The organism is Streptomyces sp. V1I1 (assembly GCF_030817355.1).
In the GTDB taxonomy this organism is placed as follows: Bacteria; Actinomycetota; Actinomycetes; order Streptomycetales; family Streptomycetaceae; genus Streptomyces.
Window position 1 is genome coordinate 109,505 of record NZ_JAUSZH010000001.1, and the last position, 13,974, is coordinate 123,478.

A 13,974-nucleotide genomic window follows, 5' to 3' on the forward strand; every position below is an offset into this window, starting at 1 on the left:
GGTTGGGATCGCAACCCCGAGCTACCAGGAGGCCCTGCCGTTATGCCACGGCTGCCGAGAGATCACCCGAACAGGAACCGTGTTCGACTGATCAAGCCTGTCGAACGGTAAGCGGAAGGCTTCTGAGGCCAGTGGTCGGGACCTGCCAGTTTGACAGCCGCCAGGTCTTCTTTGAAAGCGTCTGGGAACTCCGCCGCGTCGGTGTAGATCTCAAACAGCGACCGACTCGCGTCGAACCGCAGCTCCGGATAGCCCACTTCGTCGAGCAGCAGCAGGTTCTCGTTGGTTATCGTCTCCCGGCCGGTGAGAGCGGCCGGCTCCAACCAGGCGGGATCCCTGTCGAGCTCGGTCTCGTAGAGCCAGTTGCCGCTGTAGTAGGCCGCGTATTCCGCGCCGGAATCGAAGTCCGAGAGCGGGTGGCCCAGCAGGACGCCGAAGGCCTGCGTCAGTGACGACTCCCAGTCGTCACCAGCGGTGGGGGTAGGGAGGCTGGACATCACGTTCACGACTTTCATGGTCGGGACCGTGACGCCGGTGAACGGGGTCCACGGCACGGAGCGGCACCGGGCCAGCACCGCCACCTCCCAGCCGAACCCCACCACCAGCCGGCCATCCGCAGCAACAGCCACCGCGCTCACCTCCGCGGGAAACACCAACTCCGGCCCGGCTGGCTGGCCGGTGGCCAGGTCCCACACCCGCACCGTCTCGTCGGAGCTGCCGGTGACGGCGACTGGCCGGCCCTCCACCACTGCCGTCGCCACTACGCGTACCGGCTCAGTGTGGCCAGTGAGGGGCTCGCCGATTGGCTGGCCGGTGGCCAGGTCCCACACCCGCACCGTCTTTTCGCCGTCGGCGGCAGCGACGACAGGCCGGCCCTCCACCGCCGCCGTCGCCACCGCCCACACCCCACCGGTGTGGCCAGTGAGGGGCTCACCGACCGGCCGACCAGTGGCCAGGTCCCACACCCGCACCGTCCCGTTCCGGCTGCCGGTAACGGCGACAGACCGGCCCTCCACCACCGCCGTCGCCACTCCGCCGTTGGCGAAGGGCTCGCCGACGGGTCGGCCGGTAGCCAGATCCCACACCCGCACCGTCTTGTCCCAGCTTCCGGTGACAACGACAGGCCGGCCCTCCACCACCCCCGTCGCCACCGCACTCACCGTGTCCGTGTGGCCGGGGAGCGCGTGCCGGAAGCGGAGGTCGATCATGCTGCTGGTAGCCCACTCCACTGCCCACCATGCGTCGGGTTTACCCTCCACCGGCACGGAGGTGATCCGCGCTGCCAGCTCCCGGTCCCCGAACCGGGCAGCATTCAACGCCAGCAACTGCCGCCGCGCACCCGCCGTCACGTACCGATCCAGATGGGCCGACTCCCGGTACACCGCCCCCGCCAACCGCGCGGCAGGCCCCAAGGCCGCGTCCACCAGGCCCAGCACCTCACCCGGGTCGGCATTCACCAGAAACCCCGGATCCACCAATCGCCCGTCTACAGCCCCATCAACGTTCAAATCATCTGACATACCCGCATCCAACCAGTCCCCACCGACACACCACCCCCAACCCGACATCCCCCACCAAACAATTACGTAGCCGATTATGTAGAACTACTGGGACCCCTCTTCCCGTGTGCGGACGTCCTCGCCACCCGCCCACGACACCGATTCGCGCCTGCGACCTACCTGGCCGCTGGCGTGTGGCACGTCTCGCTCGTATTCCGGCCCCGCCCCATCGCTCACCCGCACACCCTGGTGGCCCGGATCACGGCCGTCAAAACTTCTGACAGCAACCGCGGTTTCCTGGTCCATTCCTACTCGGACCCCGGACCGACTCGACCCGGGTGCTGGCTGCGAGCAGGACCCTGAACCGGCTGGAGCTGGTCACCGAGACGATGCGGGCTGCCCTGGAGGCGCTGGCGGTGGCCGTCCCGCAGTGGCTGACTGCTCTCTCGCCCCGGGAGTGGTTCGATCGCTACGAGCGGCGGGTGGACGCCTTCCAGCTGTCGGTCGGCGACGCGGCCCGCACTGAGTACGCCCTGACCATCGGTTCCGACGGCTTCGCCCTGCTCACGGCGGTCTACAGCCAGGACGCTCCCGGCTGGCTGCGTGAACTGGCCGCCGTCGACGTGCTCCGGCGGATCTGGGTTCAGCACTACAGCGTCCAGGACGGTGAGGTGCTCTGGCGCCAGGACAAGCGACTGCCGCCGGCGGGTGCTGATCCGCTCCCCTTTTTTGATCCCGAGGACCGCGCATCGGTCAAACGGGGGCCCCGCTGGACCGGATACAAGGTGCATCTGACCGAGACGTGCGAGCCTGACGCACCGCACGTGATCACCCATGTCGCGACTACCGAGAGCACCACGACGGACGTGGAGGCCACCGCCGACGTGCACGTGCGACTGGACGAGCGCGGCCTGCTGCCCGACATGCACCTGGTCGACACCGGCTACACCAGCGCCGACCTCCTGGTCTCCGCACAGCGCGACTTCGGTCTTGAACTCCTCGGCCCCGATCACCTGCCCACCACCAGTCAGGCGAACGTCGGCTCTCGTCCTCCAGGGCGGACTCCAGCAGCCGCTGGGTCAGCTGCTGGAGCAGGCCGCCCTCGCCGGTCAGCTGCAGGCCCTCGGCCTGGGCCCGGCCCATCAGCTCGTCGATCAGCTGATCGTCCGCGGACCTCGACGGCTGCGGATCAGCCGACTCAACGGCCTCGGGCTCTGTCACGTTCTTGCTGGTCATCGGTGCATCTTCCATGATCGGGAGTTACACCAATGCCCCGCAGTTAGGGTCCTGACCTGCCTGTCAAGCGGTTCGGGGAAGCCGGGACATGAGGGCGGGACTCCGCGTAGGACAGAGAGTCGACCAAGATCCTCTGTTCTGACGGAGCCCCGTTGTTCATCGAGTTTGGCATGCCCGTACCGGGACGGGGGCAGGGTCGCGCGTTCGCGGCCGGCCATCTCGGAGAGCTGACACAGATCATCACGCCCGCCCTGGTAGATGAGGCGCTTGCACTGACGCGGCGGGTCCAGCGGCGGACCCGCAAGTTACCTGCCCGGGTCACGGTGTACTTCGTACTCGCGCTGTCGTTGTTTGGCACGGGAGGGCTATCTGGGGGTGTGGGCAGCGTTGACCGCCGGCCTGGACGGCGAGGACGTGGCGCCGTCAGAGGCCGCGTTGCGTCAAGCCCGCAGGAGGGTTGGGTCAGCTCCGCTGGCCATCCTGTTCGATCGGCTCAAAGGGCCTGCGGCCAAAGCGGATTGTTCCGGAGCGTGGTGGCGGGGGCTGCGGACGGTGGCCTGGGACGGCACCGGGCTGCAGATCGCGGACACCCCGGAGACTGCTGGATTCTTCGGCCGGAAGATCAGCTGTCATGGGCCGGGCAGCTATCCGGCACTGAAGCTGTCGGCTTTGGTGGAGTGCGGCACGAGGGCGCTGATCGATGTCGTCTTCGGCCCGCACGACACACCGGAGCCCGAGCAAAACGCCGTCCTGTGTCGGTCGCTCCGGCCGGGCCCGCTGGTGCTCGCCGATCGCGCCTCGGACGGGTATCCGCTGATGTGCAAGGCGGTGGCCACCGGGGGCTGATCTGCTGTGGCGGATCCAGAACAACCGGAGCCTGGCCATGATCCACACTCTCCCGGACGGTTCCTATCTGTCCATGGTCGCCGATGTCCGCGGCCGGGACCGGCTGCGGTACTGGGCCCGTCATCCCCGCCCGGTTCCACCCCAGGTCGAGGGGGTCCCAGTCCGGGTGATCGATGCCATCGTCACCGCGACCGGTGCCGACGGCAACACCAGGACCGGCACCCTCCGCCTGGTCACCACGCTGCTGGACCCCGATGCCTACCCAGCGGAGGAACTCATCGCCCTCTACCACGAACGCTGGGAAGCCGAGACGGCCTTCTACGGCCTGAAGGTCACCCTGCGAGGCAGCGGCAGAATCCTGCGTTCCCGCACTGTCGACGGCATCCGGCAAGAGCTCTTCGGCCTGCTTGTTGTCTATCAGGCGGCCCGGCACATCGCTGCCGATGCCGCAGTAGAGACCGGCATCGATCCCGACCGCATCTCCCTGACCGTCACCCTGCGGACCGCCCGCCTCACCGTAATCAACGCCACCGGCACAGTCCCCGAACACGAAGCCCGTCCAACTCCCAGGATCCGCTCGGCAGTTCTTCATCCACGGGCGCTGGGTCCGGCACGACGGCGAACCCGGATCTGGCCCCGCCGCATCAAACGGCCGATCTCTCCCTTCGCCTACAACAAATCCAAGTGGGACAAACCAATGCGTAAGGTGACCATCACCTCCGAGATCACTCCACCCACCAGTCTCTTGACAGGCAGGTCAGGACCTTAACTGCGGGGCATTGCGAGTTACACCGTTCATTGGACAGACCCATCACGCACCAACCCGTTAGAACCGTTGCTCTACCGATCATGGTGAGGCACGCCCCGCTACGAGACCGTCCCGAACGTGTGATCGTCCGACCACCGGTCGGCGGTGGTGTGGGGGCGCGTTCGCGACGTACCGCGATGACGCGCCCCGCACCACCGCTCGGTCCTACTCCGCCGCCAGGATGTCGACGACGAAGACCAGGGTGGACCTGGCCGGGATGTCTTTCTGGGCCTGGGAGCCGTAGGCGAGCTCCGGAGGGACCACGAGCAGCATCCTGCTTCCCACCTCGGCGCCGACCAGGGCCTGGTCGAGCCCCTTAATGAGGTTTCCGCGGCCGACGACGGCGACGCCGGGGCCCTGGAGCCAGGAGGAGTCGAAGAGCGTGGCCTGCTCTTCGCCCCGGTTGGCGCCCCAGACCGCACCGGCGTGCCGGAGCACCACCGTGTCACCGGCTGCGATCCTCCTCCCCGATCCCTCGACGAGGGACCGGGATTCAAGGCGCTTGGGCGCGCCGGTGCCGGGTATCGCGAGCGTGACGCCGGACCGGTCGGCGTGCACCTGGGGCAGGGTGTCCGGCACCTCCTGCTGTTGCCCTCGGACGGTCGACTTCGCGCCGATGACCTTCTTGATGTCGATGACGAAGACGACAGTGTCGGTGCCGGCGACCTTGAGCCCGGCGTTGCCCGACGCGCCGTAGGCCGCGGCCGGCGGAGCCACCACCAGAACGCGGCTGCCGGCCTGCTGTCCGCGGACGGCGCGGTCGAGTGCGGGAATCACGGCGCCCCGGCCGACGGGGAAGACCTTGGGGCCCTGGCCCTCGTTGTAGGTGCCGGGCAGATCCGTGCCGCTCTTCCAGGTCTTGGCGGTGTAGTCGACGACCACGACGTCGTTGTCGCCGATCCTGGGTCCGTGACCCTGGAGGAGGCTGGTGACGACGAACTTTCCGCTGGGTTTCTCCTTGGGGATGGTGAGGGCGGCCCTCCGGCCGAACTCCCCCGAGACCTTGGGCAGTGTCGTGTCCGTCGCCACGGCCGCCGGCACAGCCTGCCGTGGCGCGGAGACGGTGGGGACGGCCAGGGCACGGTGACCGTCCGGAGCGGCGGATGAGGATTTCTCACCGCTGCAACCCGTCACCAGAACGGATGCGGTGAGCAGCATGGCGATTCGACGCATGAAAGTCCTTGTGGTTCGCAAGATATGAGTGCCGACATCGCACTCAATGTCGCTGACCGCGCAGCACCGAGGTGCCGCGCGGTCAGCGAGGGTGGAGCAGCCGATGGAACGCCTTGCGGCTACTTCCTTCTGCGGCGCAGTCCCCAGGCCCTGAACCGGTTGCCAGCGAACACGCCGACCCCCATGGAGACCGCGATCAGCAGGACCGATGCCCCGGCCTCCAGCGTGACCGGGCGTGGGCCGGGCAGGAACTTCAGGAACCCGAAGAAGGTCGCCGCCGAGGCGGCGGCGAAGACGGCCAGTTCCGCCAGCCACATCTTCGTTGTCGGCCATTCGTCGTCATGCCCGGTCATCGACATGCCGTCATCTAGTGATGTAGTGACACTGCGTGCCCTTCCTCTGGCTGTTCACATAGATCTTGGCGCAGGCCTTGCCGTAGTACGGCAGCGTCCGGTTGCCCGGTGCATAGCGCAGGGGCACCTGGCCCCAGTAGCAGGTGTAGTGCGTCCTTCCCTTGCTGGTTCTGTACGTGGTGCCGCTCGTGTTGATGTAGGCGAAGTCGATCCGCGAGTTGCAGAACCTCGAGAAGGCGGCGGCGTAGTAGCAGTCCACGGCCGCCCATTCGTAATTGATGTACTTTCCGCTGCCGCTGATCTTGTGGTCCATGAAGCATCCGGTGGGGACACTGATCGTGAACCCGGCGAACGAGTAGCTGAAGCTGCCGAGGGCGGTGACTCCGTACGCGCTCATGGTGCTCATTCCCGAGGACGACGGGAGCTGGATCTCCGCGGCGACCTCCCCGTCCAGGTCCGTGAGCTGAAGGAACGGGACGCCGCTGCGGATCTTCACGGCAGTGCGCTCGTCAAGATCCTGCACCTCTCGCGTGATCCCCGCACCGTTCGCCGTCCACATGGGACGGCCTCCTTCCTGTGCGTAGTGGTGGGTGGAGGTGTCGAGGAGGCTCCAGGTGCCGTCCGTGTTCTGCTTCTGAGTGCTCCACTCCCCCGGCCGGCCCTCGGCGTCTAGCGTCCACGACTGGCGGTTGCCGCCGACGGTTTCCTGGCTGGTGATGTCGTTGCCGAAGTACTTCTGACTGCTGCCGTCGGGCCGGGTGAGCCAGCGGCTGAAGACGTCGTACGAGTAGCCGCTGTCGACCGGGCGGTCGGCGCTGTCGAAGGCGAACGTCTTGGCGACGCCCGTGGCCGTGTCGATGGTCGCGCAGGCGGACTCGAACGTCGTCTGCTTGATCAGGTTGCTGTTGCCGTCGTACTCATCGGCCTTGCGGGTGCACGCGGTGTCCTGTGCCGTGTCCGCCCGGACCCCGCGGCCGACCGCGTCGTACTGGAAGGACGACCCGATGGTGACGCCCGTCGTGTGGGCGCGTTCCGCGGGGCTGCCGTGCACAGTCTGGGCGATGGTGTCCGCCAGCGGCACGGTCTGATCGGTGGTGCTGGTGTAGGTACGGGCGGTCTCGGTGCCGGTGGCGTCCCTCGTGACGGCGACGGTGTAGCCGCCGGGAAGCGTCTCGGTCTTGACGTTGCCGTCCGCGTCGTACGTACCGGAGAAGGTGCCCACCTCCGAGTCCGTCAGCGACGTGGCGAGGCCCCGGGGGTCCTTCGCCGTGTCGTAGACGTAGGTGGTGGTGGACGGAGCCGATTCGACGGCCTTCGTCAGGCGGTTGAGGGCGTCGTACTCCCGCGTCGCGGTGTTGCCCGCTCCGTCGGTGTAGGTCACCTCTCGGCCGAGGTCGTCGTACGCGTGGGTCGCGGTGACGGTGCCGGAGGCGACGGTCGCGACCTTTCCGGTCTTCTCGTCGTAGGTGGTGGTGATGTCGGACACCGGGTCGCCGCCGCCCGCGACGGAGACCCGCACGACGCGGCCCGCGCCGTCATAGGTCGTGGTCGCGGTGCCGGTCGATCCGTTGGCCGTCCGGGTGACCTTGGCGGGGTTGCCCCACCAGTCGTACTCGGTGGACCTGGTGGGCAGTTCGGCGGGGTTGGTCCCGCTGCCCGTGACGGCACCGGCCGGTCCCACCGAGCAGACCAGGTCGGCCCACTCCGGCCGTCCCTGGCACGTACCGGTACCGGCGGCGGACCAGTACGTGGTCACCGTCGTACCGGCGTCGGTGCCGGTGGACATCGGCTTGATGGTCTTGATCACGCGCCCGGAGGCGTCGTACACCGTCTTCCTGGTGATCTTCAGGCCGCTCGGGTCACTGATGGTGGAGGTCTGAAGCCCCTTGGTCCAGTCGTATGTGGTGGCGGTGGTGCGCACGTCGCCGTCGGCGGGATAGCCGTCGACGTAGGCGCCGACGCGGCTGCTGGTGAGCAGGCCGGAGACCGTGGCACCGGTGGGACGGCCCTCGTCGTAGGTGTTGACGGTGTGCTTGCGGGCCGGGACCTCCGTCCCCGCCGACAGGGCTGTGCCTCCCGTGCCGGCCGCGAGCTGCTTCTCCAGGGTGACAAGGTGCAGCGGACCGTACTCCCCCAGCTTCCGCTGGCCGTCCGCCGAGTGGACGAACGTGGTGGACAGCTGCTGGGCGCGGTCGGCGGTCGACAGGGCGTTGAGACCGAGCCTGGTCAGCTCGTCGAGCGCGGCACCGGAGGTGGCCAGGGCCAGCTCCCGGTTGCCGGCGGTCAGTTCGCGGACGACGTTGCCGAAGTGGTCGAACTCGGAGGCACCGATGCGGCCGCCGGGGGAAGCGGTGTTGACCTGCCGGCCCGACGCGTCGATGTACGAGATGCCCGCGCGGGTGTAGCTGCCCGCGGTCAGAGCCGCACCGTCGTTCGAGGCCGGAACGGCATCGGCGGGGAACACCGCCGTTGCGTCGGTGGGCACATCCGTCTGGCCCCACGCCGCCACGTCACTCGCGCCCATGGCATAGGGCGCGTCGGTACCGGTCAGCGGGACGTCGTAGACCACGCTCGTCGTCGCGGTCCCGTTGGTGACGGTCCTGCTGCCCGGGGTGAGTGTGGGCCGGGAGACCTTCAGGAGCATGCCGTCCCCGGCGGTGGCGGCATTGCCCGCCTTGCCGTAGGTGAAGGTCCACGGCAGCTCGCCCGGCGGGGTGAGGGTGCTGACCCGGTGTGCGCTGTCGTAGCCGTACTCGGTCTTCAGCGCCGGGCTGATCTGCGGATTCCACGCCTGTCGGAGCCGCCCGGCGCTGTCGTAGAGGTACGTCTGCACGGCGACGGACGTCGCGTTCGCCGCACCCGGTGCGGTGGACCACAGGCGGATCTCCCGCACCTGACCGGCGATGTCACCGAAGGCGGTGGCCGTCGCGGTGGTGGAGGTCGCGTAGACGAACTCCAGCAGTCGGCAGCCCTTGGTCGACGGTGTCGCCGCACAGGTGCCGCTCGGCACCGCGGACGTCGGCGCGATCAGCAGCTTGGGCCGCGCCAGCGTGGTGCTTCCGGACACCACCTTCTCGGAGACCACCGTGGTGGTGGTGTTGTCGGACGGCCGGTAGGTGGTCGAGGCCTGCCAGGTGGTGGCCGCCGCGTCGACCTTCGCGAACGTCGTGGTGGTTCCGTCGGTCTCCTTCAGCGTGAAGGACCCGGTCAGCGACCCGGTGAGGGTGAGTTCCCCGGCACCCGGCTCGGCCTTCCAGCCGCCGCCGCTGGCTGCGGTGAAGCCGGTCTGCTGACCGTACATGTCGACGACCGCGACCGAGGTCGCGGATGTCGTGCGGACATAGGCCCAGCTCGACTCCGAGGCCTCCGCCATCGTGCCGGAGGTCCACTGCGGGCCGAAGATCGCTGCCTGGCCCTCCGCGGAGGCCCCCCCGGTGGGGCGACGGGAGGAAGCCGTGCGCGTGACGTCCAGGCCGAAGGCCGAGGCGTCGGTGGCCAGGAGCACGTAGTCGCCCGTCAGATGGTTGACCTGACCGGGACCGATCTCCTCGGACGGCGCGGTGCCGGCGTTGCGGTCGACGACGGCCGTGCTGACCGGCGAGTACCCGGTGGTGGTGCCGTCGGTGAAGGCGGCCCGCAGCTCGATGGGACCGTCCTCGGCGAAGGTGGAGGTGATGTTCCACGCCAGGGCCGGCGGCGCTCCGTTGGGTGCGGCCAGCGGCCACGAGGTGATGGCCGAACCATCGGAGTTCTTGGTGACGTCGGACAGTGGCACGTTCTGCCAGGACGCGGTCTCGCCACGCCGATACTGATACGTCACACCGGTGTAGGTGGGCTTGCCCGAGGCGGCCAGGGCGACCCGGCGCGCGGGACGCTCTCCGTCACCCGGCGCGAGCAGGGCGGCGCCGTCGGCGCCGACGCCGAACTTGTACTGGGTCGTGGTGGTGGACAGGTTGCCGCCGGAGTCGACGGTCTTGGCGTACAGGGTGTGCCAGCCATCGGCCGGGTTGACCGTGACGGTGAGCGGGTCACCGCCGCTGCCGTCGGTGGTGTCGTCGATACGGTTGGGGGTGTTGGGGTCATTCAGCCCCCAGTAGTAGCCCTGACCGTCGGTGGAGCTGGTGTCAAGGGTGCACTGCGCACCGTTGGTGGCCTTGGCCGTCCAGGTGTCCTGCGTGTACGGCGAGCACGTAATGCTCGGAGCAGCCGGCTTACCTGTATTCAGCACGAACACCGTGTAGCCGGTCCACGATCCGTACAGGGATCCGTCGTAGCTGCGGACCCGGTAGCGCAGATGTGAGCCGGCCGGGAAGGCGTTGGCCGTCGGCACCGTCAGGGTGGAGGTGGAGCCAGAGGCCACCGTCTTGCCGTAGGCCGTGTAGCTGTAGGTGGTGTCGGCGTAGGCCGGGTCGGGGGTGATCTCGAACTGAGCCTGCGCGTTTCCGCCGTCCGCGTCAGTGACCTTGGCCGACAGGATCGGCGTCAGCGAGGTGACGTACCGCTTGCCGTTGTAGGCGTTCACCACGCTCGGGGATATCGCCTGCGAGGTCGGCATGGCCGGGTAGGAGTTGTAGGTCACCGTCAGCGACGGCTCGAAGGTGGGGTCGTGTGAGCCGTCGACATAGTTGGACGAGCGGTAGCGCCGCCAGGTGAGTGTGTCGGTCTCGTTGACCGCCGCGAGGCGGATGCCGTGGTTGGTCTGGCCGTCCGCCCAGTCCTGCACGATCGTGTCCACGTCCCACGAGACTTGGCCGGCGGGGCAGGTGGAGTTGTATCCCTTGGCCGCGGTCGACGTCACAGCCCCTGTGGCGGTCGTTGATGGCTGCGCGGACCATGAGATCGCGGACGGGTCCCAGGAGGAGGTGATCCGCCGGACCTGCACACCCGAACCGGATGTCGAGCAGGTCGAGGAGTAGTACGAGTACAGGCGCAGGTCGGTGTCGACGATCTTTTTGCCCGTGTACGTTGCCACGTCGAACTTCAGGAAGGAGCGGGCCTTCTGCACCCCGTCGTAGGTGCCGGCCTTCAGCTCCGTCGACCCGCGTTGACTGGCCGGATAGGCGTCGTACTGGATCCAGGTATCCGTGGTCGGCCCTGCCAGGGTATTCGTCGGGTCGACCACCACCGGATACGTCACGTCCGGGTCGGAGAGGAATTGCTCACTCGGCTTGAGCACCAGAACCTGGTCGCCGTCGGCGGCCGTCTCCACGCTCGCGCTAACCGGCGCAGCGTTCTCCGGCTCCTGGGACTTCGCATCCTCCGAGGCATCCCACATCACTGGCGGCGGAGCAGCGGCGACCTCCTTGCCCTTGGTGTCCTGCCACTCCAGCCGCTCGTCCGACGTCTCCTTCAAGGTCAGACCTTCGGCGGCCACCGGCAGGCGGAACTCCACCGGCCCGTCAGGCCGCTCGTGCAGCACCACTGAGTGGGAGAAGCCCTCCGGCAGCGCGGTGACCAACACATCCCCGCCGGGTACCGCGTCCGGGTAGGTGGCAGTGTTGCCCTTCAACACCGGCTTAGCCTCGATCCACCGACTGTCCCGTGTCCTGTGGATAGAGAAATGAAGAGAGGTGCCTGCTGACCTGCGAAGATGGGAGTTACCACACAACCATCACGCACAATCAGCAAGGCACCTCGTAGATGAAAGTTTCCCACACCCCGGCGGCGGTCTCCGCTGTGTTCGACGACCGGAATCTGATCGCGCAGGCTGGGCTGGTCCCGGTGATGCGGCTGGCCGAGCGGTGCGGTCTGGCGCGGCTGGCGGGCGAGATGGTGAAGCTGCCCGGAGCGAAGAACGGCGCGGGTGCGGCGGCGGACGCCAAGGTCACCAGCATCGTGGGCGGCATGGCCGCGGGCGCGGACAGCATCGACGACCTCGGTGTCCTGCGGCACGGTGCGATGCCGGCCCTGTTCCGAGGGGTCCGTGCCCCGTCCACGCTCGGCACGTTCCTGCGTGCGTTCACCCACGGTCACGCCCTCCAACTCCACGCCGTGCACCGCAGGTTCCTGGCCGCACTGGCCGCGCACACCCCTCTGCTTACCGGGGCTGACGCAAAGGCGTTCATCGACGTCGACTCCACCCACAAACGGGTCTACGGCCGGGCCAAGCAGGGCGCTGAGTACGGCCGGTTCAAGGGCATCCGCACGCTGCATCCCCTGCTGGCCACCATCTGCACCCCACACTCCAGGCCGGTGATCGCCGCAGTACGGATGCGCCGCGGCAAAGCAGCCGACTCCCGCGGCGCCCCCAAATTCGTCAGCGAGGCCCTGGCCACCGCCGCCGAGGCCGGCTGCACCGGCACCCGCATCCTGCGCGCGGACTCGCAGTTCTACAACGCCGGTGTCATTGCCGCCTGCCGCCGGGCCGGCACCCACTTCTCCATCACCACCGGCATGAACCCGTCCGTCAAACGAGCCGTCCTGGCCATCCCCGACGAGGCGTGGCAGCAGATCAGCTACCCCAACGCGGTCTGCGATCCAGAGACCGGGGACCTCATCTCGGATGCCGAGGTCGCCGAGATACCCGCATACACCGCCTTCGCCAGCCGGAAGAAAGCCGAGCGGGTCACTGCCCGGCTGATCGTGCGCCGAGTCCGTGACCTGGACAAACCCGCCGTCGTGGGTGAACAGGGCGAACTGTTTCCGGTCTGGCGCTACCACCCCTTCTTCACCGACAACCCCGCCGCCACTCTCCAGGCCGAGCAGGAACACCGGCACCACGCCGTGGTCGAGCAGGTCATCGCCGACAGCAAAGCCTCCGCCCTGGCCCACCTGCCCTCCGGGCAGTTCAACGCCAACGCGGCCTGGCTCACCCTGTGGGCCATGGCCTACAACCTGCTGAGAGCCACCGGAGCACTGACCTCCGCATTTCACGCGAAGGCGACTACCGCCACGATCCGCGCCCACCTGGTCCAGGTTCCGGCCCGGATCGCCCGCTCGGCACGGCGTATCACCCTGCACCTGCCCCACAACTGGCTCTGGCAGCAAGCCTGGACACGCCTGTTCGACACCGTCCACGGTCCACCCGACCCGGCCTGACAGCCCCTGACCGCCCCGCCCGCCAGGGCCCGACCGAAACCGAACCCGTGGAAAAGCTGGGCAGACCAGCGGATACCACCCACCCATCCCCGGACACCGACCCAAAACCGAATCAGAAACCGGTCTGAAGATCACTCTCAAGCCACGCCGGTGAATCGAGGCTTAGGCAGCGTGCCCTCCCACGCCACGCCCAGGGTCCTCTCCCCGCGGGTGACCTGGACGAGCGGTGCCTTGCTGCCGCCTGCTGACAGAGCGATGTCAGCCGCCGCGGCCTTCGGCACCACCTTGCCGTCCACCTCGGCCAGCGTCACATCCACCGGCTGCCAGTCGCCTTGGGAGTCCTTCACCCGGATCGGCCCGGTAAAGGATTCCACCGTCACCGTGCCGTCCGGATTCGCCCAGCTGGTGGTGTCCTCCGTGCGCGCAATCAGGATTTCGATGCGCCGCTTCTGCACCCGGGCCATCAACCTCGCAGAGGACTCGTCTTGAGCCTGCGCAGGCCCGAAGTCAGTCGACGACTCCGCTGCCTGCGCCTGCGCCGGTGCCAGTGCCGGTGCCTGCGACGGCAACGCCACCGCCTGCCCGGAGGTCGCGACCGTCACCCCCGCCTCGGCGGCAAGCAACATGGCCAAAGCACCGGCTATCTGTCGCACGCGCCGCCCCGAAAAGCCCGCACTGCGACCGCGACGTCCCCCCCAAGGGACGCGCCCATCCTCGCTCTGCGAGGTGAGCACCAACCTGCCCATTATGGACTCCGTATCTCCCGATCAGCGTGATCAGGCGACCGGAACGTATCCAGAGAGAAAAGATGAAATTCAACGACAGATAGCCCCATACAAGGCAACTCGATCCCAGAGTCGCGATGTGTGTTGCATCACATTCTTACTATTCTTGGAACTAGATCTTGAATGTTGCTGTATTCTAGTTTGCGCAACTCGCGTCGTCCTAAGAAGATTTGACGGGGCGCCAGCACGGGCTGGCTCTCGTTACAGCATCACCCCTCGACTTCATGCTTGGCCTG

At 67.9% G+C, this 13,974-nt stretch carries 9 protein-coding genes and 1 pseudogene; 5 read left to right on the forward strand and 5 right to left on the reverse strand.

Going from position 1 to position 13,974, the window contains the following annotated elements:
* Window positions 1-62 precede the first annotated feature (62 nt).
* Window positions 63-1,532: a hypothetical protein gene (locus QFZ67_RS00550; RefSeq protein WP_307659133.1), complete on the reverse strand. Its 1,470-nt coding sequence runs from the start codon at window positions 1,530-1,532 to the stop codon at window positions 63-65.
* A 305-nt stretch (window positions 1,533-1,837) separates the two neighbouring features.
* On the opposite strand from QFZ67_RS00550, the gene QFZ67_RS00555 reads away from it, so the two are divergent.
* From QFZ67_RS00555 to QFZ67_RS00565, 4 genes and pseudogenes are all read left to right on the forward strand, one after another.
* Window positions 1,838-2,752 carry a hypothetical protein gene (locus tag QFZ67_RS00555; RefSeq protein ID WP_307659134.1) on the forward strand — a complete coding sequence of 305 codons (915 nt, stop codon included), beginning with the start codon at window positions 1,838-1,840 and terminating at the stop codon, window positions 2,750-2,752.
* A gap of 153 nt (window positions 2,753-2,905) precedes the next feature.
* Window positions 2,906-3,031, forward strand: a pseudogene (locus tag QFZ67_RS38905) (hypothetical protein); the annotation flags it as partial.
* Window positions 3,032-3,122: 91 nt separating this feature from the next.
* Window positions 3,123-3,581 (forward strand): hypothetical protein, encoded by a 459-nt coding sequence (locus QFZ67_RS00560; protein WP_373429907.1) that lies wholly within the window; start codon window positions 3,123-3,125, stop codon window positions 3,579-3,581.
* A 37-nt stretch (window positions 3,582-3,618) separates the two neighbouring features.
* Window positions 3,619-4,350 (forward strand): transposase, encoded by a 732-nt coding sequence (locus QFZ67_RS00565; protein WP_307659136.1) that lies wholly within the window; start codon window positions 3,619-3,621, stop codon window positions 4,348-4,350.
* Window positions 4,351-4,554: 204 nt separating this feature from the next.
* Here the strand turns inward: QFZ67_RS00565 and QFZ67_RS00570 are convergent, their stop codons facing one another.
* The 3 genes from QFZ67_RS00570 to QFZ67_RS00580 all read right to left on the reverse strand — a co-directional run bounded on the left by QFZ67_RS00570 (window position 4,555) and on the right by QFZ67_RS00580 (window position 11,427).
* Window positions 4,555-5,562, reverse strand: coding sequence for an FKBP-type peptidyl-prolyl cis-trans isomerase (locus QFZ67_RS00570; protein ID WP_307659137.1), 1,008 nt, complete (start codon window positions 5,560-5,562; stop codon window positions 4,555-4,557).
* A gap of 119 nt (window positions 5,563-5,681) precedes the next feature.
* Window positions 5,682-5,921, reverse strand: coding sequence for a hypothetical protein (locus QFZ67_RS00575; RefSeq protein WP_307659138.1), 240 nt, complete (start codon window positions 5,919-5,921; stop codon window positions 5,682-5,684).
* A 4-nt stretch (window positions 5,922-5,925) separates the two neighbouring features.
* Complete coding sequence (locus QFZ67_RS00580) at window positions 5,926-11,427, reverse strand: DNRLRE domain-containing protein (RefSeq protein ID WP_307659139.1); 5,502 nt, start codon at window positions 11,425-11,427, stop codon at window positions 5,926-5,928.
* Window positions 11,428-11,555: 128 nt separating this feature from the next.
* Between QFZ67_RS00580 and QFZ67_RS00585 the strand changes: the two genes are divergently transcribed.
* Window positions 11,556-12,953, forward strand: a complete 1,398-nt coding sequence (locus tag QFZ67_RS00585; RefSeq protein WP_307659140.1) for an IS1380 family transposase — start codon at window positions 11,556-11,558, stop codon at window positions 12,951-12,953.
* A 137-nt stretch (window positions 12,954-13,090) separates the two neighbouring features.
* Here the strand turns inward: QFZ67_RS00585 and QFZ67_RS00590 are convergent, their stop codons facing one another.
* Window positions 13,091-13,579 (reverse strand): hypothetical protein, encoded by a 489-nt coding sequence (locus tag QFZ67_RS00590; RefSeq protein WP_307659141.1) that lies wholly within the window; start codon window positions 13,577-13,579, stop codon window positions 13,091-13,093.
* Window positions 13,580-13,974: the final 395 nt, after the last annotated feature.